This window comes from Pseudomonas sp. FP597 (assembly GCF_030687435.1).
GTDB lineage: Bacteria > Pseudomonadota > Gammaproteobacteria > Pseudomonadales > Pseudomonadaceae > Aquipseudomonas > Aquipseudomonas lactucae.
The window spans coordinates 442,413-461,160 of the sequence record NZ_CP117432.1 but is presented as its reverse complement, the minus strand read 5'-3'; the positions used below and the strand labels follow the sequence as shown (position 1 = coordinate 461,160).

At 61.6% G+C, this 18,748-nt stretch carries 15 protein-coding genes; 3 read left to right on the top strand and 12 right to left on the bottom strand.

The features are described 5' to 3' along the window. The first annotated feature begins 23 nt into the window (after positions 1-23). Entirely contained in the window at positions 24-896 is an 873-nt protein-coding gene (locus tag PSH66_RS30030) for a methyl-accepting chemotaxis protein (RefSeq protein WP_370694839.1), read from the top strand. A gap of 135 nt (positions 897-1,031) precedes the next feature. Continuing rightward, positions 1,032-2,939 (top strand): methyl-accepting chemotaxis protein, encoded by a 1,908-nt coding sequence (locus PSH66_RS02015; RefSeq protein ID WP_305428285.1) that lies wholly within the window; start codon positions 1,032-1,034, stop codon positions 2,937-2,939. Positions 2,940-2,970: 31 nt separating this feature from the next. Here PSH66_RS02015 and PSH66_RS02010 read toward each other — a convergent pair whose 3' ends face one another. The 8 genes from PSH66_RS02010 to pip form a co-directional block, all read right to left on the bottom strand. Continuing rightward, on the bottom strand, positions 2,971-3,705 hold the full coding sequence (locus tag PSH66_RS02010) for an amino acid ABC transporter ATP-binding protein (RefSeq protein WP_305428284.1): 735 nt from the start codon (positions 3,703-3,705) through the stop codon (positions 2,971-2,973). Next, positions 3,698-4,657 carry an amino acid ABC transporter permease gene (locus PSH66_RS02005; RefSeq protein ID WP_003171173.1) on the bottom strand — a complete coding sequence of 320 codons (960 nt, stop codon included), beginning with the start codon at positions 4,655-4,657 and terminating at the stop codon, positions 3,698-3,700. The genes PSH66_RS02010 and PSH66_RS02005 overlap by 8 nt, the downstream gene beginning before the upstream one ends. Before the next feature lie 159 nt (positions 4,658-4,816). Then, a complete protein-coding gene (locus PSH66_RS02000) occupies positions 4,817-5,614 on the bottom strand; it encodes a transporter substrate-binding domain-containing protein (protein ID WP_003171172.1) in 798 nt (265 codons plus the stop codon). A gap of 219 nt (positions 5,615-5,833) precedes the next feature. Further along, positions 5,834-6,634, bottom strand: a complete 801-nt coding sequence (locus PSH66_RS01995) for a transporter substrate-binding domain-containing protein (RefSeq protein ID WP_003171171.1) — start codon at positions 6,632-6,634, stop codon at positions 5,834-5,836. A 188-nt stretch (positions 6,635-6,822) separates the two neighbouring features. Continuing rightward, positions 6,823-9,393, bottom strand: coding sequence for a glucans biosynthesis glucosyltransferase MdoH (gene mdoH, locus PSH66_RS01990; RefSeq protein ID WP_078822957.1), 2,571 nt, complete (start codon positions 9,391-9,393; stop codon positions 6,823-6,825). Further along, on the bottom strand, positions 9,386-11,065 hold the full coding sequence (locus PSH66_RS01985) for a glucan biosynthesis protein G (protein ID WP_176156595.1): 1,680 nt from the start codon (positions 11,063-11,065) through the stop codon (positions 9,386-9,388). Before PSH66_RS01985 ends, mdoH begins: the two co-directional genes overlap by 8 nt. A 324-nt stretch (positions 11,066-11,389) precedes the next feature. Further along, entirely contained in the window at positions 11,390-11,827 is a 438-nt protein-coding gene (gene dtd, locus PSH66_RS01980) for a D-aminoacyl-tRNA deacylase (protein ID WP_003171166.1), read from the bottom strand. After that, positions 11,824-12,795, bottom strand: a complete 972-nt coding sequence (pip, locus tag PSH66_RS01975) for a prolyl aminopeptidase (RefSeq protein WP_003171165.1) — start codon at positions 12,793-12,795, stop codon at positions 11,824-11,826. Before pip ends, dtd begins: the two co-directional genes overlap by 4 nt. A 271-nt stretch (positions 12,796-13,066) precedes the next feature. Here pip and PSH66_RS01970 point away from each other — a divergent pair, with 271 nt between their 5' ends. Continuing rightward, complete coding sequence (locus PSH66_RS01970) at positions 13,067-13,567, top strand: hypothetical protein (RefSeq protein WP_305428283.1); 501 nt, start codon at positions 13,067-13,069, stop codon at positions 13,565-13,567. Positions 13,568-13,585: 18 nt separating this feature from the next. Here PSH66_RS01970 and hutG read toward each other — a convergent pair whose 3' ends face one another. The 4 genes from hutG to hutH form a co-directional block, all read right to left on the bottom strand. Continuing rightward, positions 13,586-14,389, bottom strand: a complete 804-nt coding sequence (hutG, locus tag PSH66_RS01965) for an N-formylglutamate deformylase (RefSeq protein WP_003171163.1) — start codon at positions 14,387-14,389, stop codon at positions 13,586-13,588. A 12-nt stretch (positions 14,390-14,401) separates the two neighbouring features. Next, on the bottom strand, positions 14,402-15,607 hold the full coding sequence (gene hutI / locus PSH66_RS01960) for an imidazolonepropionase (RefSeq protein ID WP_003171162.1): 1,206 nt from the start codon (positions 15,605-15,607) through the stop codon (positions 14,402-14,404). Positions 15,608-15,622: 15 nt separating this feature from the next. Beyond that, positions 15,623-17,032 (bottom strand): amino acid permease, encoded by a 1,410-nt coding sequence (locus tag PSH66_RS01955; RefSeq protein WP_141063093.1) that lies wholly within the window; start codon positions 17,030-17,032, stop codon positions 15,623-15,625. A 176-nt stretch (positions 17,033-17,208) separates the two neighbouring features. Further along, positions 17,209-18,741, bottom strand: coding sequence for a histidine ammonia-lyase (gene hutH / locus PSH66_RS01950; RefSeq protein WP_003171160.1), 1,533 nt, complete (start codon positions 18,739-18,741; stop codon positions 17,209-17,211). Positions 18,742-18,748: the final 7 nt, after the last annotated feature.

The following is an 18,748-nucleotide window of genomic DNA, read 5'->3' as shown; positions in this document are numbered from 1 at the left end:
AACTGGGCCAACTGCAACGGGCCATGCAAAGCATGACCCTGGGCCTGCGCGAGCTGATCGGGGGCATCAGTGAAGGCGTCACCCAGATCGCCAGCGCCGCCGAGCAATTGTCGGCCGTGACCGAGCAGACCAGCGCCGGGGTCAACAGCCAGAAGGTCGAGACCGACCAGGTGGCCACCGCCATGAACGAGATGGCCGCCACCGTACAGGAAGTGGCGCGCAACGCCGAGGAAGCATCCGAGGCAGCCGTGGCCGCCGACCAACAGGCCCGCGAAGGCGACAAAGTGGTCGGCGAAGCCATCGCCCAGATCGAACGCCTGGCCACCGAAGTGGGAAATTCCACCGCGGCCATGGGCGACCTCAAGCGCGAAAGCGACAAGATCGGCAGCGTGCTCGACGTGATCAAATCCGTGGCCCAGCAAACCAACCTGCTGGCGCTCAACGCGGCCATTGAAGCAGCCCGTGCCGGTGAAGCCGGGCGTGGTTTCGCGGTAGTGGCCGATGAAGTGCGCAGCCTGGCGCAGCGCACCCAGAAGTCCACCGAGGAGATCGCGGAACTGATCGTCGGTCTGCAGAACGGCACCCAGCAGGTGGCGACCATCATGGACAACAGTCGCGGCCTCACCGACAGCAGCGTCGAGCTGACCCGTCGCGCCGGCAGCGCCCTGGAGAACATCACCCGCACGGTCTCGACCATCCAGGCAATGAACTCGCAGATTGCCACCGCCGCCGAACAGCAAAGCGCCGTAGCCGAAGAGATCAACCGCAGCGTGTTGAATGTGCGCGACGTGTCGGAACAGACCTCCGCCGCCAGCGAAGAAACCGCCGCCTCCAGTGCCGAGCTGGCGCGCCTGGGCAACTACTTGCAGACCCTGGTCGGACGCTTCCGGATCTGACCCGCGCTTCACGGCGGCCAGACGTGGCCGTCGTACGCCAGCAACTTGTGAAATTTCCTACGCAGTTATCAGCCCGCCGTCACTCCGAATCGATTTAGCGTTGGTTTAAGCGCTGTTCGGATTCGGAGGTTCATCATGTTTTCTCAACTGACCCGTCTACTGGTCAATGCCAGCATCCGCGTCAAGCTCGCCCTGGGGTTTGGCCAAGTGTTGATCCTCAGCCTCGTCATCGCCATGACCGGCTGGCAAGCCCTCAACGCCGTGCTTTCGCGCTCAACCAACCTGACGACGCTGGGCCAACTGACCGCCGACGCCGAGGCCATGCGCGCTGATCGCATCGTGTATCGCACCCTGACGGACCCTGGCAGTCGCGGCAAAATCACCCTGCAGATCGAAAAAATCGAACAGCACCTGGCCGATCTTTCAACCCGAATGAACGCACCTGCCGACCGGCGACGCCTGGAAGAGGCCACACAGCTGGCGGCAGGTTTTCGAGAGGCGCTCGCCCAGTTGCCGGCCTTGATCGAAAACCGTGAGACCGCCCGACGCCTCCTTGAACAACTCGCCCTGCAGGCCAGCGACACCCTGGCGCAACTGGCCAGCGACTTGCCCGACCAGAACGACCAGCCTGCCCTTGATGCCATCGAAAACCTGCGCCGGGCGATAGCACAGGTAGACGATCGCACCCAGAACCCCGCCTGGGCCGCCGACACACTCCAGGCCTATGCCGAAGGGGTGAGCACCGCGCTCGATGCACTGGCCGTTGCCCAGTCGCCGGTGATGCGCCTGCCGGTGAATGCGGACCGGTTCGACAGTGACCTGGTCAATTATCGCGAGCAGTCGATCACACTCAAGGAGGCGCAACTCAATACGGAAGCCGTGCAGAATCGGTTCGAACAGCAACTCGATCAGCTCCTGGAGCACAGCGACCTGTTAAGCCAGGCGCAAATAACCCAGCGTGACCGCGAAGCCAGCCAGACCCGCACCCTGCTGGTCAGCGTGACCTTGGGGGCGCTGGTGCTCGGCGCCCTGGCCGCCGGGTGGATCACGCGGCAAATCACCGTGCCACTGCGCCAGGCCCTGGCAGCCGCCAACCGCATCGCCCAGGGCGACCTGAGCCACGACATCCAGACCCGGCGCCGTGACGAACTGGGCTTGTTGCAGCACAGCATTGGCGACATGACCCGTCATCTGCGCACGCTGATCAGCGGCATCGGTGAAAGCGCCCGGCAGATCGCCAGCGCCGCCACCCAGTTGTCGGCCGTGACCGAACAGACCCGCACGGGGGCCAGGCACCAGCAGGAAGAAACCGATCAGGTCGCCACCGCGATGAATGAAATGCTCGCCACCGCCCAGACGGTGGCGCGTCACGCCGAACAGTCTTGCATCGCGGCGGCAGAGGCCGGTGAGCAAGCCAATTGCGGGGATCAGGTGGTGACACAAGCCGTTGAGCACATCGGCCACCTGGCTCATGAAATGGCACGCTCCAGCCAGTCAATGCTGGCGTTGCAGCGCGAAAGCGAAAAAATCGGCGGCGTGCTGGAAGTGATCAAGTCGGTGTCCCAGCAAACCAACCTGCTGGCGCTCAACGCCGCCATCGAAGCCGCGCGCGCGGGCAGCGCCGGCGAAGGGTTTGCGGTGGTGGCCGACGAAGTGCGCAGCCTGGCCCAGCGCACGCAGGAATCGGCAGAGGAGATTGAAGGGTTGATCAGCGACCTCAACAAGGGTACGCAGCAGGTAGCTGATATCCTGGACGGCAGTTGCGCGCTCACCGACGTCAGCGTGGACCTGACCCGCGATGCGGGTGATGCCTTGGCGGCGATTGCGCGCACCGTCTCGATCATCCAAGACATGAACCCGCAAATCGCCGCTGCCGCCGAAGAACAAAGCGCGGTCGCCGAAGAGATCAATCGCAGTGTGTTGAAGGTGCGCGATGTCTGCGAACAAACCGCCGCCGCCAGTGAGGAAACGGCGGCCGCGAGTGTTCATCTGGAGCGCTTGAGCCTGGATCTACAGACGCTGGTCGGCAAGTTCAGGTTTTGAGGCTTACACCCCATAAACCATTCAGCGGTTTTTACAGGACCTGACGCAGAAACGCCTGGGCGCGCGGGTCCTTCGGCGCCTCGAAGAACTCGGCCGGGGCCGCGTCTTCCAGCAGTTTGCCATGGTCGAAGAACAGCACCCGGTCGGCCACTTCGCGGGCAAAACCCATTTCGTGGGTAACGCAGACCATGGTCATGCCTTCCAGGGCCAGGGTCTTCATCACGTCCAGCACTTCGCCGACCATTTCCGGGTCCAGCGCCGAGGTGGGTTCGTCGAACAGCATCACCTTGGGCTCCATCGCCAGTGCCCGGGCAATCGCGACCCGCTGCTGCTGGCCGCCGGACAGCCGCGAAGGAAACTCGTTGGCCTTCTGCGCAATGCCGACCTTCTCCAGCAGCGCCAGGGCCTTGGCTTCGCGCTCCTGCTTGCCGCGCTTGCGCACGACCTTTTGCGCCAGGCACAGGTTTTCCAGCACGGTCATGTGCGGGAACAGGTTGAAATGCTGGAACACCATGCCGACTTCGCGGCGATAGGCGTTCACATCGGTCTTCGGATCAGCCAGTTGCAGACCGTCGATGCTCACCGAGCCCGAGTCGAATGCTTCCAGGCCATTGAGGCAGCGCAGGAAAGTGGACTTGCCCGAGCCGGATGGGCCGATCACCACCAGCACCTCGCCCTTGGCCACCTGGGTGGTCACGTGGTCCACCGCGCGCACCACCTGGCCACGGGTCTCGAAGACTTTTACCAGATCGCGGACTTCAATCACTTTGCGCGAGCCTCCGCTCAAGCCGGCTGGCCATCTTCGACAGCGGCAGGTTGATCAACAGGTACAGGCCTGCGACGCAGAACAGGATTTCAAACGGCGAGAACGAGGTGGTGATCACTTCGCGACCGCTCTTGAGCAGTTCGGTAATCGCGATCACCGACACCAGCGAGGTGTCCTTCACCAGGCTGATAAATTGCCCGGCCAACGGCGGCAGTACGCGCTTGAACGCTTGTGGCAGCACCACATGGCGCATCGACTGGCCGGCACTCAGGCCCAGGGAGCGTGCGGCTTCGTTCTGGCCACGGGTGATCGACTGCACGCCGGCGCGGACGATTTCCGCCACATAAGCCCCCGTGAACAACGACAACGCGGCGATCCCGGCAAATTCCCGGGACAGGTTGAGCACCGTACCGATAAAGAAATAGAAAATGAAGATCTGCACCAGCAACGGTGTGCCGCGCACCAGTTCGACGTAGATCGTCGACAGATCGCGCAAGGTCGGGTTGCTGGACAGCCGGCACAGCCCCGTGGCCAGGCCGATCGCCAAGCCGAGGATGCCCGACACCGCCGACAGCCATAGCGTGGTCCACAAGCCCCACATCAGCGGGCCCAACGCCCAATGACGATTGACACCGATGACATCGCCTTCGGCCACATCATCGCCACGCGCGACTTGCAGGCTGTTGTCGGCGACCGTCACCTTTTGCTCGGTGCCTGCGTCATTGCGCAGGGTCACTTCGGCCACGTCGCCTTTGCGGGCCAGCTCGATGACGGTGGAGATATCGGCCGCCCGCTGGGCTTCTTCGGCCTGGTAGGCGAAATATTGCGGCACGCGGTTCCAGCGCCATTCATAGGACATCAGCGACGTGGCGTAGTACAAGGCGCCCGCCAGGCCAACCAGCACGACCACAGTCAGCAGGTGCCAGGGCCATTGGGCTTTTTTCTGTTTCATTACTCAACATCCAAAAAAGTCGAAGGCAAGCACCTTTGTGTAGTGAGCGGGCTTGCCCCTAAATCCAGGCACCGCAGTGTTTTAGAAAGACCGAGGCGTATGGTTTTGGGGCGGCTACGCCACCCAGCGCGGGGCAAGCCCGCTCACTACAAGTCAGCCTTATTCCATGTCCTTGAGCCACTCGGAGCTCTTGAACCACTTGTCATGGATGCGATCGTAGGTGCCGTCGTTCTTGATCTGGTGCAGGAAATTGTTGATGAAGTTGATGCTGTCGTAATCACCTTTCTTCAGGCCGAACGCCAATGGCTCAAAGGTGAAGGGCTCGTCGAGGAACACCAGCTTGCCGTTGCCGACTTTCTTCTCGGCCACTACGTTGTACGGTGCGTCATACACAAAGGCGTCGGCCTTGCCGTTGACCACGTCCAGCACACCTTCCTGCTCGTTGTCATAGCCGTGGTACTTGGCTTTGGCGATCAGTTTCTTGGCGACCATCTCACCGGTGGTGCCGAGCTTGGAGGTCAGGCGGTATTTCTCGTCGTTCAGGTCTTTGTAGGACTTGATGGTGCCTTCCAATTCCTTACGGATCAGCAGGGTCTGGCCGACCACGATGAAGGGTTCGCTGAAGTTCAGGCGCAGGTTGCGTTCCTGGGTCAGGGTCATGCCGCTGCCGATCATGTCGAACTTGCCGGTGAGGAAGGCCGGGATGATGCCGTCGTAACCGGTGGACACCAGTTCCAGCTTGACGCCCATGGACTTGGCCATGGCCTTGAGGATGTCGACTTCAAAACCGATGATGTCGCCGCGTTTGTCGGTCATTTCGAACGGCATGTAGGTCGGGTCCATGCCGACTTTCAACGTGCCGCGCTTGACCGCATCATCGATGGCGCCGGCCTGGGCCGCAGTGGCCGCAACCAGCGCGGTGACGCCGAGCAGCAGCATCGAAAGATACTTTTTCATCATCAAGTCCCCTGAACCATTCTTATAAGGTCGGTGCGCAAAAGGGCTGCACCATTTCGGGGTGCGATCCTAACCCACTCGCTGCCCGTCACAAAGGTTTCAGGGGGAATTGTTGTCGGGGTATGTCAGAAAAACCCTACAGCGTTGCGCACAAGCACAGGGATAGACGCGTGCGCGGAACGCAGTTGCAAAGGATTGATGTGTAAGCAGTTATGACTTTCAGTCGATTTCCGCCAGCCAGGCGGTGTCCCGGAACCACTTGTCGTGCAGGCGATCATAGGTGCCGTCCTGGGCGATCTGGCTGAGGAAATGGTTGATCCAGTTGAGGCTGTCGAAATCGCCTTTTTTCACGCCAAACGCCAGGGGTTCGAAGGTGAACGGCTGCTCCAGCGCCAGCAGCTCGCTGTTCTCCGGCCGGCTCAGGGCGATCAGGTTGTAGGGCGCGTCGTAAATAAACGCATCAGCCTGGCCCCGCACCACTTGGCGCACGCCTTCTTCCGGTGTGGCAAAGCTCAACAGACGCGCCGCGCCGAGCAGCCGCTGCGCCACCGCCTCGCCGGTCGTGCCTTCGGTGACGGCGATGCGGTAGCCGGCATCGTCGAGGTCTTCCACGCTGGAAACCTTGCCAAGCAGGCTGGGGTGCAGCAGCACGGTCTGGCCCACCACGATAAAGGAGTCGCTGAAGTTCAGCTTCAGGTTGCGCTCCTGGGTGACGGTCATGCCGCTGCCGATCAGGTCGAATTTTTTCGCCATCAACCCCGGCAACAGCTCCGTGTAGGGCACTGAAACCAGTTCAAGCTTTACGCCCAGCGCCTGGCTCATGCTCGCCAGCAAGTCGATCTCAAAGCCGACGATGCGCCCTTGTTTATCCGTCATTTCGAAAGGTACGTAGGTGGGTGTGGTGCCGACTCTCAGCACGCCGCGCCGCGCCGCATCATCAATTGCGCCCGCGTGCGCCAGGTTGTGTTGAATTAATGCGGCAACGCAGATCAGCGCTGCCAGACAATACCTCTTGATCATGAAACTCCCCTGTGACCGAGACAAATTCGGGGGGCGATCCTAACCCAGTCGCGGGCACGCCAATACGCCTCGAAAGAGGGTATTTTGTTTCGAAATAACCAGGGATTGGAACAACAGGGAAGAGGCGAAAAACGCTGTAGGACCAGCGTTTGAAACACCCCCGAGGTGAGCCCTCGGGGGTGTCTGAATCAGGCCGGTTGGGCCTGGGACGACAGTGGTTGCAGCGGCAGCAACGGCGCGTGCGGGTCGGACTTGATCGAGTCACGCCAGGCGGCCAGCCACTCGGCATGCCCTTCGCTCCAGACCTGCTCGTGCAGGCGGCCCAGGGCCACCGGATCACTGAGCAAGGCGACGCGTTCGGCGTTGTTGAGGCCGGTCGGGCCAACCTTCAACGCATGACGCACGCGTTCGGTACGCAGGTACTCGATCGGCTCCGCTTCACGGTGACGCGAAGTCGCCAGGGCACAAGCCAGGGCGTTCTGCTGCGGGTCGACCACCGAACGCACGAACCCGTCGTGCAGGGCGTGCCAGCGGTTTTCGTGGGTGTACTTCTCGGTCGACTGCAGCGCTTGCGGCGGGTTGTATTCCTCGGGGATGAGAAACAGGCTCTCGTCGCGGGACTTGAGGCCCAGGTTCACGCGGCTGGAGATCACCGAGACCGGGATCGACAGCATCAGCGAACCGACGATCGGCACCAACCACCACAGAAAGCTGGGATTCAACCACACCACCAGCAGGGCCCACAGGAAGCCCAGCAAGGTCTGGGTACCATGACGCTTGAACGCTTCGCCCCAGGTGGTCGAGTCGTCGTCACGCTTGGGTGAGTTCCAGGTCGCGGCCCAGCCGAGGAACGCGGCGAGCACGAAACGGGTGTGGAAGATCATCCGCACTGGCGCCAGCAGCATGGAGAACAGCATCTCCAGCAGCATCGACATCGTCACCTTGAACTTGCCGCCGAACTCTTTCGCGCCCTTGGCCCAGATCAGGATGATGCTCAGTAGTTTAGGCAGGAACAGCAACACGATGGTGGTGGAGAACAGCGCCACCGCCTTGTCCGGGTGCCATTGCGGCCACAGCGGGTACAGCTGGCGCGGAGCCATGAAGTACTGCGGCTCCATCAGCGTGTTCACCGCCAGCAACGCGGTGGACAGCACCAGGAACAGGAACCACAACGGCGCCGACAGGTAGGACATCACACCGGTCAGGAACACCGCACGGTGCACCGGGTGCATACCCTTGACCAGAAACAGGCGGAAGTTCATCAGGTTACCGTGGCACCAGCGACGGTCACGCTTGAGTTCGTCCAGCAGGTTCGGCGGCAGTTCTTCGTAGCTGCCCGGCAGGTCATAGGCAATCCACACGCCCCAGCCGGCACGGCGCATCAGCGCTGCTTCAACGAAGTCGTGGGACAGGATGGAACCGGCGAACGCGCCTTTGCCCGGCAACGGCGCCAGGGCGCAGTGCTCGATAAACGGCTTCATGCGGATGATTGCGTTGTGGCCCCAATAGTGGGACTCACCCAGCTGCCAGAAGTGCAGGCCGGCGGTGAACAGCGGGCCGTACACACGCGTGGCGAACTGCTGCATGCGCGCATACAGGGTGTCCATGCCCGACGCGCGCGGCGCGGTCTGGATAATCCCGGCATCCGGCGTGGCTTCCATCAAGCGCACCAGGCTGGTCAGACATTCGCCGCTCATCACGGAGTCCGCGTCGAGCACGACCATGTACTTGTAGTCACCGCCCCAACGACGACAGAAGTCATCAAGGTTGCCGCTCTTGCGTTTGACGCGACGGCGACGGCGGCGATAGAAGATCTTGCCGAAACCACCGGCTTCGCGGCACACATCGAGCCAGGCTTGCTGCTCGGCCACGCAAATGTCGGCGTCGTTACTGTCGCTGAGTACGAAGAAGTCGAAACGGTCAAGGTCACCGGTGGCGGCCACCGACTCGAACGTCGCGCGCAGGCCTGCGAACACACGCGGCACGTCTTCATTGCAGATCGGCATCACCAGCGCGGTGCGGGCGTTTTGCGGAATCGGCTCGTCGCCGGCACTTTTACCGGAGATGCGGTATTTGTCGTGACCGGTCAGCAGTTCCAGAAAGCCCATCAGCGCCGTCCAGAAACCCGCCGACACCCAGCAGAACAAGATCCCGAACATGATCAGGATGCTGGTCTGCAGCGCGTAAGGCAGTACCTGGGTGGCGGTTTGCAGCAGGGTCTGGTTGCGGATCTCGTCGAAGTCGACCAGCGACCAACCCTGGTACGGCATGATGCCTTTCATGTACCAGCCGGCCACGATGGTCTGGCCGAGCATCAGCACCAGCAGGATGTAACGACGGATCGAACCCACGGTACGCCAGCGCGCGGCCGGCAATACACGTTCATCCTTGGGCGGTGTCGGCGGATTGCTGCGCCCGGTGATACGGCGCCAGCCGCGCACCAGGATATTGGTGCGCCACGGCTCCGGTACCACGCGGGTACGCCGGATCGGCGGCGTGGCCTTGAGGCACACGCGGCCGCTGGCGTCGAGCGCGAGCATTTCGGCGTCTTGCAGCTCTTCGGCCGTGTTGAGGGTCAACCGACGGCCAACCGACGCCTGGGCGGCGTCGATGGGCGCGTCGAAGGTCTTGGACGACAACCGCTCGTGCAACTCGGTGAAGGATGCGCAGCCTGCCAGTTCGGCACGCTGCTCAGCGGTCATCGGTAGGTGCGCCAGGTACTCGGACAGAGTCTCTGGCCGGGCTTGAGAATTACTCATCGGCAGGCAACTGATAGCTCCAGGTTTCGGTCAGGACTTGCTCGGTCTTGATCGGCTCCGGTGTGGCTGGGGCAGCTTCTGGCTGCTTGGCTTCCTTGTCTTTCGCGTCTTTCTTGGCCTGTTTCTCGTGCTGCTTGGCCAGGACCTTGTCGGCCTTGAGCACCTGGGTGGACACATGCTCAGGCTCGGCCTGAGGAATGTCCTGCACCAGCGCCGCACGCATCTCGGTCGGCTTGCTCGCGTCCTTGATCTTCATGCGCAGGGTCAGGCGCCAGCCTTTGGTGTGCTCGTTGTAACGCACGCTGTTCTCGACCAGCTCAGCATTGTCACCCACGCTCACCTGGCTGCGCACCGGGGCGTCCGGCAGCAGTTTTTTCAGGGACGGACCTTCGAAGTCCACCAGGTACGCAACGCTGCCATCGGGCTGACGGATCAGGTTGGATTGCTTCACGTCACCGGTGGAACGCAGGGTCTGCTTGACCCAGGCGCTGTCCGGCGAGTGGAACGCGGCGTCGTCCAGGGTCCAGTGCAGGCGGTAGGCCACGTCCAGTGGCTGGCCGACTTCCGGCAGTTTTTCCGGGCTCCAGAAGGCAACGATGTTGTCGTTGGTTTCATCGGCGGTCGGGATCTCGACCAGATCGACGGAACCCTTGCCCCAGTCGCCTTCAGGCTCGATCCAGGCGCTTGGGCGCTTGTCGTAGTTGTCGTCCAGGTCTTCGTAGTGGCTGAAGTTGCGACCGCGTTGCAGCAGGCCGAAACCGCGTGGGTTTTCTACGCTGAAGTTGCTGACCGACAGGTGTTTGGGATTGTTCAGCGGGCGCCAGATCCACTCGCCATTGCCGGCATGGATCGACAGGCCGCTGGAGTCATGCAGTTCGCGACGGTAGTTGAGGACCTTGGAAGGCTGGTTCGCACCGAACAGGAACATGCTGGTCAACGGGGCAACGCCCAGCTTGCTGACCTTGTCACGCAGGAACATCTGGGATTTCACATCGACCACCGTGTCGGTGCCCGGACGCAGGATCAGGCGATAGGCGCCGGTCGCACGTGGGGAATCGAGCAGGGCGAAGATCACCAGGTGCTTGTCACCCGGCTTCGGACGCTCGATCCAGAACTCGGTGAAACGCGGGAATTCTTCGCCGGACGGCAGCGCGGTATCGATCGCCATGCCACGGGCCGACAGGCCATACACCTGGTCCTTGCCGACGACGCGGAAATAGCTGGCGCCGAGCATGGTCATGATTTCGTCTTGCTTGTCACCCTTGTTGATCGGGAACAGCACACGGAAACCGGCATAACCGAGCTGTTCGGTGGCCTTGGGATCGAACTTGACGTCGCCGAAATCGAAGCGCGACGGGTCGTATTTGATTTCCTGAACGCTGTCAGCCGTCACTTCGTTGATTTTCACCGGTGTATCGAAGTGCATACCCTGGTGATAGAAGGACAGCTTGAATGGGGTGTTCTGGTCGGCCCACTCGGCTTTTTCGTTGCGGAAACGAATCTTCTGGTAGTCCGCGAATTTCATTTCACGGAATTCGTTCGGCAGATTGCTGCGCGGAGCTTCGTACTTCTGCCCGGCCAGCTCTTTTGCCTTGGCCGACACATCGTCCAGACTGAATGCCCACAGTTGACCCGCGCCGAACAGGCAAAACAGGGCAGAGCCCGTCACCAGTGCGTTTCGTAACCGTTTGGCAGACAATTTTGGTGCATTACAGGGACTAACAATCACGAGCAACCCTCGCCGAAAACAGATCAAAAAACCAACGGCCAGCTATCTATATGCCAGGTTGGCGAGCATTGTTCCGACTCCCCTGGGTCAAAATGATTCCCCAATAGATATCGGACAAGTCTCTACCTAAATCAAAAATGGACCAAACAACGCTGATCCCCGTAGCGCGCGATTATCTAGTAGCCCGCGAGACAACGCATCAGGGGCAACGAAGTATTTGTAGCGAAAACCTGCGTTTTTAGGCATTAAAAGTCGTTTTTAATACATTCACGTCTGCAACAGAAAGGTCACAGGGCCATCATTGACCAAATGCACCTGCATATCGGCGCCAAAACGCCCCGAAGCCACCTTGCCATGTAATTGTTGCGCTTGTAACAACAGGTGGTCAAAAAGCGCCGCTCCCAGGACCGGCGGGGCCGCTGTCGAGAAGCTCGGCCGCAGCCCGCTCCGGGTATCCGCCGCCAGGGTGAACTGCGACACCAGCAGCAAACCGCCGCCAATGTCCTTGAGCGACAGGTTCATCTTGCCCTCGTCGTCACTGAAAACCCGATAGTTGAGCAATTTGTGCAGCAACTTATCGGCGCTTTGCGGCGTATCTGAAGGCTCGACCGCTACCAGCACCAGCAAACCCTGGTCAATCGAGCCGACAATTTCACCCGCCACCTCGACCCGGGCGCCACGCACCCGTTGCAACAGGCCCTTCATGCTTCTTCAGGCGGCAAATCAAGCAGGCGCCGTGCCATCTCGCCGGTCGCGCGCACCAATGCATCGGTGATGCCGGGCTCGGACGCCGCATGGCCCGCTTCGCGGATGACCTGCAGCTCGCTGTTCGGCCAGGCTTGGTGCAGCTCCCAGGCATTATCCAGCGTGCAGATCATATCGTAGCGGCCATGGATGATTACGCCAGGCAGGTGAGCGATCTTGTGCATGTCGCGGATCAGCTGGTTGGGTTCCAGGAAGGAGTTGTTGGTGAAGTAATGGCACTCGATCCGTGCAATGGACAGGGCGCGTTGCGGCTCGGAAAACCGCTCCACGTGCTGCGGGCTCGGACACAGGCCCAGCATGCGACCTTCCCAGCCGGACCAGGCCTTGGCGGCGTGCATCTGGGCGATCTGGTCGTTGCCGGTGAGGCGCTTGTGGTAGGCCGCGATCATGTCGTGGCGCTCGTCCGCGGGAATCGGCGCGAGGTAGTCCTGCCAGTAATCCGGGAAAAGGCGGCTGGCGCCGGCCTGGTAGAACCATTCGATATCCTGCGGGCGCGCCAGGAAAATGCCGCGAACGATCAACCCCAGCACACGCTCGGGGTGGGTTTGCGCGTAGGCCAGGGCCAGGGTGGAGCCCCAGGAACCACCGAACAGCACCCATTTGTCGATGCCCAGGTGCTCGCGAATGCGCTCCATATCGGCGACGAGGTCCCAGGTGGTGTTGTTTTCCAGGCTGGCCCGGGGGGTGGAGCGCCCGCAACCGCGCTGGTCGAAGGTGACGATGCGGTACAGGTTTGGATCAAAATAGCAGCGACTCTGAGCATCGCAACCCGCGCCGGGGCCACCGTGGATGAAGACGACGGGCAAGCCTTCGGGGGAGCCACTTTCATCGACGTACAGCGTATGGGTGTCATCGACAGCCAGATCGTGCCGGGCGTAGGGTTTGATCTGCGGGTACCAAGTCTGCATTGCGCGCTCCGTAGGGGGTCGGGTTCATCCCTGGGGGGACGTCTTTTATTCTGCCGTCTGGCACTATAAACCCGAATGGTGCAATGAGCATGCCCTTGAGCGCTTGGACTTGTGTCAACGCGTCCCCCGGCCGTACCCGCAGAGACGCTCTATCGCGAACGACGTACATGCCCAAACGGTATAAACGACTGTCACATATGACAGTAGATGTCCGGCGTCATCCTCCTCCTAATGAATATTGGCCAGGGACACCCGCGACAAGGACGATCTTATGAACACTTCATCCGCTCAACGCTACGTTGAAACGTTTACCGCAACGCTGAATTTCGCCAATAAAGTGGAGCCATTCAAGGCAAACCGCGTAGAGATACAAGAAAGCACTGACATTGCAGGTATCCGTTGCTGGACCATCAAAGCGTTCGAAGACAGGCTCAACAGCGCAACCGCCACCTGGACAATCAATACCTTGCGCATTTATTTGGCCAAGGGTCATACAACCGGCCGCTCCGAACTGGCCCCCGCACTGCGCCCTCCTGACCTGCGTGCCGACAGCGCGGGCTACTATAAGCTGGACAGCCCGGCAAACAATGACGATGAGATCGACACAACCCTTCAATTCCCGAGCCTGGACGGCAGCATTATCTACACGTGGACGCCCGGTAATAAAAACCTCAGTGCGGTGTTCATCTTCCGCGCCGCACACCCTGACAAGACCTCCTTCAGGGTCTGCGGAAACTTCAGCATCAACAACAATGGATCGCACTCGATTTAAAAGACGAGCGCGCCGCCCTTACTTTCCATGTCGTTGCTCGCCCCACTGCAATAGAGCTTTGAGCAGCGCTTGTAGTACGGCCCGTGTCGGCTCGGCCAGGTCGGGTCGGTAATTGAAGGGTTCGAACTCCTCCATATACGTGCTCTGGCACAACTCCAGCTGCACCGCATGAATATCCTGCGCCGGGTTGCCGTAGTGCCGGGTGATATGACCGCCCTTGAAGCGCCCATTGAGTACATGGGTGTACCGCGGATGCTGGGCGCAGATGGCCTCCAGTTGGCCGGCCAGCTCCGGATCGCAGGCAGCGCCATTGAAGGTGCCGAGGTTGAAGTCCGGTAGTTTGCCGTCGAACAGGTGCGCAATCACCGAGCGGATCGAGTGGGCATCGAACAACAATGCGTAACCGAACTCGGCCTTGAGACGCGCGAGTTCCTCTTGCAACTGCCGGTGATACGGGCCCCAGATTTTTTGCAGGTAGGTGACGCGCTCCTCTTCGGACGGCACCTGGCCTTCGCGAAACAGCGGGACCCCATCGAACAACGTCTCCGGGTAGAGACCGGTGGTGGCGCCGGCATAGAGCGGCTTGTTATCGGAGGGTCGGTTCAAGTCGATGACAAACCGCGAGTACTCCGCCGATAGGGTGCTGGCGCCCAGTTCCTCGGCAAAGTCATACAGCGTCGGGATGTGCCAGTCGGTATCCGGCAGGCTTTGTGCCTCGGGAATCAACCCGGCCTCGACCGCAGGCGTGAGACGCAGCCCGGCATGGGGCATGCTGATCAGCAGCGGCACACGGCCTTGTTTGAAGTTCAGAACCTTATCCACAACGGTACTCCTTTAAACAGTGACGTCGACGCCATGGCGCACGACGCGTTTATCCAACTCACCGCCCAGCCAGTAAGCCAGGTCGGCCGGGCGATCGATCTGCCAGGCGACAAAATCGGCGACCTTGCCCACTTCCAGCGAACCATGGGTGGCGCCCATGCCCAGGGCGGTGGCCGCATGTTGCGTGGCGCCGGCCAGGGCCTCTTCCGGGGTCATGCGAAACAGGGTGCAGGCCATGTTCAACATCAGGCGTACCGACAGTGCTGGCGAGGTGCCGGGGTTGAGGTCGCTGGCAATGGCGATCTTCACGCCGTGTCTGCGCAGCGCGTCCATCGGCGGCAATTGGGTTTCGCGCAGGAAGTAGAACGCACCCGGCAGCAGTACCGCGACGGTGCCCGAGGCAGCCATGGCGATGGCGTCTTCTTCGGTCATGAATTCCAGGTGGTCCGCCGACAACGCCTGGTAGCGTGCCGCCAGGCTGGAGCCGTGCAGCGACGACAGTTGCTCGGCGTGCAGCTTCACCGGCAGGTCGAGTTGCTGGGCGACCTTGAACACACGTTCCACTTGCTCGGTGGAAAACGCCAGGTATTCGCAGAACGCGTCCACTGCATCCACCAGCCCTTCGGCCGCCAGCGCCGGCAGCATTTCGGTGCAGATGTGCTCGATGTAATCGTCGGCACGGTCCTTGTACTCCGGCGGCAACGCATGGGCCGCCAGGCAGGTGGCGCGCACGCTGACCGGCAGCGCTTCACCCAGGCGACGGGCCACGCGCAGCATCTTGCGTTCGTTGGCCAGGTCCAGGCCGTAGCCGGACTTGATTTCCACCGTGGTCACGCCGTCACGCAACAGACTGCGCAGGCGCGTTTCAGCACTGGCAAACAGTTCATCTTCGGTCGCGGCGCGGGTGGCGCGCACGGTGCTGGCAATACCGCCGCCCTGGGCGGCGATCTCGGCGTAGCTCACGCCCTGCAGACGTTGCTCGAATTCGCCGCTGCGATTGCCACCGAACACCGTGTGCGTGTGGCAGTCGATCAGCCCGGGGGTGACCCACGCGCCTTGCAGGTCCTGCACCTGGGCGTAGTCCGCCGTCGGCACTTCGCTGCGCGGGCCGATCCACTCGATGAGCACACCGGCGGTGACCATGGCGGCATCCTCGATGATCGAGTAATTACCGTTGGCCATGGTTGCAATGTGGCAGTGCTGCCAAAGCGTTTTCATCAACGCCTCCCTAAGTTATCGATGAGACACAGCCGGTTCGTAATGGACCCTGGCGGCTTGCCCGGCGGCGGGTTTGACCCACAGCAGGTAGGCAACCACCAGCAGCCCGATCCACACGGCGCCGACCAGCAAGGCTGCCTGAGTGTCCGGGAAGTAGCCCAGCACACCAAATACAAACAGCATGAACACGATGGCCGCCGCAGGCGCGTAAGGCCAGAACGGCACCGGGAATTTAAGCTCGGCTACCTGCTCGCGGGTCATGGAGCGACGCATCGCGACCTGGGTGAACAGGATCATCAACCACACCCACACGGTGGCGAAGGTAGCAATCGAGGCGATCAGCAGGAATACGTTTTCCGGAATCAGGTAGTTGAGCACCACGCCGCCGAGCAACGCTGCGCCCATCACCAGCACCGTCATCCACGGCACGCCTTGTTTGGACAGTTGCGCAAACCCTTTGGGCGCCTGCCCTTGCTGCGCAAGGCCGTACATCATGCGGCCGGCACCGAAGATGTCGCTGTTGATGGCCGACACCGCCGCCGAGATCACCACGATATTCAGGATAGTGGCGGCCGAACCAATGCCGAGGTTGCTGAATATCTGCACGAACGGGCTGCCCTGGCTGCCGATCTGCGGCCAGGGGTAGATGGCCATCAGCACAAACAGGGTCAGCACATAGAACAGCAGGATGCGCAGCGGCACCGCATTGATCGCCTTGGGGATCACACGCTGTGGGTCCTTGGCTTCACCGGCGGTGATGCCGATGATTTCGATGCCGCCGAACGCGAACATCACCACCGCGAACGAGGCGATCAGGCCGCCGATACCGTTGGGCATGAAGCCGCCATGGGCCCACAGGTTGCTCAGGCCACTGGCCTGGGTTTCACCGGCCGAATGGATGCCGAACAGCATGATGCCGAAACCGCCGAGGATCATCGCGACAATCGCGCCGACCTTGAGCAGCGACAGCCAGAACTCCATTTCGCCAAACACTTTGACGTTGCACAGGTTCAGGCCGCCGATCAGGAACACAATGCCAAGCACCCAGACCCAGCGCGCGACCTCGGGAAACCAGAAGCCCATGTAGATACCGAACGCGGTGACGTCGGCGAGGCAGACGATGATCATTTCAAAGGCGTAGGTCCAACCGAGGATAAACCCGGCCATCGGGCCCAGGTAGGTGCTGGCGTAATGGCCGAAGGAACCGGCCACCGGGTTGTGCACGGCCATCTCGCCAAGGGCGCGCATCACCATGAACACTGCCGCGCCGCCGATCAGGTAGGCCAGCAGCACGGCGGGGCCGGCCATCTGGATAGCCGAGGCAGAGCCATAGAACAGCCCGGTGCCGATCGCGGAACCGAGTGCCATGAAGCGAATATGTCGGGCGGTTAGCCCGCGTTTCAAGCCCTTTTCTTGCTGATGCATTTCTCGTCCCTATTATTTTTATCCTGAGAAAAACGAAGCCCTGAGACAGGTGGTTTTTTTGTGGCGAGGGAGCTTGCTCCCGCTGGGCTGCGCAGCAGCGCCAAAACCGTGCGAGCGCTTCGCACTCGAGCGGGAGCAAGCTCCCTCGCCACAAGAGCATCCAATCTCAAACAGCCTTACAGACTCGGCAACAACTTCGCCGACACCAGCTCATTCAGGCAGCGGCTGGCGAGCAGTTCGCTGGCGGCGATGATGTCCGGGGCGAAGAAGCGGTCCTTGTCGTAGAACGCCACTTTGTCGCGCAGAAGGCCGCGGGCCTTTTCCAGTTTCGGCGAGGTCTTCAGGCCTTCGCGCAGGTCCAGGCCCTGGCAGGCGGCCAGCCATTCCACCGCCAGAATCCCACGGGTGTTCTCGGCCATTTCCCACAGACGCTTGCCCGCAGCCGGAGCCATGGACACGTGATCTTCCTGGTTGGCCGAGGTCGGCAGGCTGTCGACGCTATGGGGATGCGCCAACGCCTTGTTTTCGCTGGCCAGCGCGGCGGCGGTGACCTGGGCGATCATGAAACCGGAGTTCACGCCGCCATTGCCGACCAAGAACGGCGGCAGTTGCGACATGTGTTTGTCCATCATCAGCGAAATACGGCGCTCGCTCAGGGAGCCGATTTCAGCGATGGCCAGCGCCATGTTGTCGGCGGCCATGGCTACCGGTTCGGCGTGGAAGTTGCCGCCGGAGATCACATCGCCTTCGGCGGCGAAGACCAGCGGGTTATCCGACACGGCGTTGGCTTCGACCACCAGCACCTCGGCAGCCTGGCGGAACTGGGTCAGGCACGCGCCCATCACTTGTGGCTGGCAACGCAGGGAGTACGGGTCTTGCACCTTGTCGCAGTTCTGGTGCGACTGCGAAACCTGGCTGCTGTCGCCGAGCAGGTCGCGGTAGGCGGCAGCCGAATCGATCTGCCCACGCTGGCCACGAGCGGCATGAATGCGTGCGTCGAACGGCGAGCGCGAACCCAGCACCGCTTCCACGGTGAGGCCACCACAGGCCAGGGCGCCGGCAAACAGGTCTTCGCCTTCGAACAGACCACGCAGGGCATAGGCCGTGGAGACCTGGGTGCCGTTGAGCAACGCCAGGCCTTCCTTGGCGGCCAGGGTCAGCGGCGTAAGGCCGGCGACTTTCAGCGCATCGCTCGCCTCCAGCCATTCACCTTTGTAGCGCGCCTTGCCTTCACCGAGCAGCACCAGGGACATGTGGGCCAATGGCGCCAGGTCGCCGGAAGCGCCAACGGAACCTTTCAGCGGAATATGCGGATACACCTCGGCGTTGATCAGCGCGATCAACGCATCGATCACCTGCCGACGAATCCCGGAGAAGCCACGGCTGAGGCTGTTGACCTTGAGCACCATGACCAGCCGCACCAGCGCATCGCTGATCGGCTCACCGACGCCGGCGGCATGGGACAGCACCAGGGAACGCTGCAGGTTTTCCAGATCTTCGCTGGCGATGCGGGTCGAGGCCAGCAGCCCGAAACCGGTGTTGATGCCATAGGCGGTGCGGTTCTCGGCGAGAATCTGCTCGACGCAGGCCACGCTGGCTTCAATCTGGGCCGAGGCACTGTCATCCAGGCTGAGGGTTACCGGCTGCTGGTAGATGGCACGCAGTTGGGCGAGGCTCAGTTGGCCTGGAATCAGGTTTAGCGCAGTCACATTCGTT

Bases quoted from the DNA above. Each gene is read 5' to 3' on its own strand.
- hutI (WP_003171162.1), bottom strand. From the start codon at position 15,607: ATGAAAACGCTTTGGCAGCACTGCCACATTGCAACCATGGCCAACGGT.
- pip (WP_003171165.1), bottom strand. From the start codon at position 12,795: ATGCAGACTTGGTACCCGCAGATCAAACCCTACGCCCGGCACGATCTG.
- PSH66_RS30030 (WP_370694839.1), top strand. From the start codon at position 24: ATGCAAAGCATGACCCTGGGCCTGCGCGAGCTGATCGGGGGCATCAGT.
- PSH66_RS02005 (WP_003171173.1), bottom strand. From the start codon at position 4,657: ATGAAACAGAAAAAAGCCCAATGGCCCTGGCACCTGCTGACTGTGGTC.
- PSH66_RS01955 (WP_141063093.1), bottom strand. From the start codon at position 17,032: ATGCATCAGCAAGAAAAGGGCTTGAAACGCGGGCTAACCGCCCGACAT.
- dtd (WP_003171166.1), bottom strand. From the start codon at position 11,827: ATGAAGGGCCTGTTGCAACGGGTGCGTGGCGCCCGGGTCGAGGTGGCG.
- mdoH (WP_078822957.1), bottom strand. From the start codon at position 9,393: ATGAGTAATTCTCAAGCCCGGCCAGAGACTCTGTCCGAGTACCTGGCG.
- PSH66_RS02000 (WP_003171172.1), bottom strand. From the start codon at position 5,614: ATGAAAAAGTATCTTTCGATGCTGCTGCTCGGCGTCACCGCGCTGGTT.
- PSH66_RS01995 (WP_003171171.1), bottom strand. From the start codon at position 6,634: ATGATCAAGAGGTATTGTCTGGCAGCGCTGATCTGCGTTGCCGCATTA.
- PSH66_RS02015 (WP_305428285.1), top strand. From the start codon at position 1,032: ATGTTTTCTCAACTGACCCGTCTACTGGTCAATGCCAGCATCCGCGTC.
- PSH66_RS01970 (WP_305428283.1), top strand. From the start codon at position 13,067: ATGAACACTTCATCCGCTCAACGCTACGTTGAAACGTTTACCGCAACG.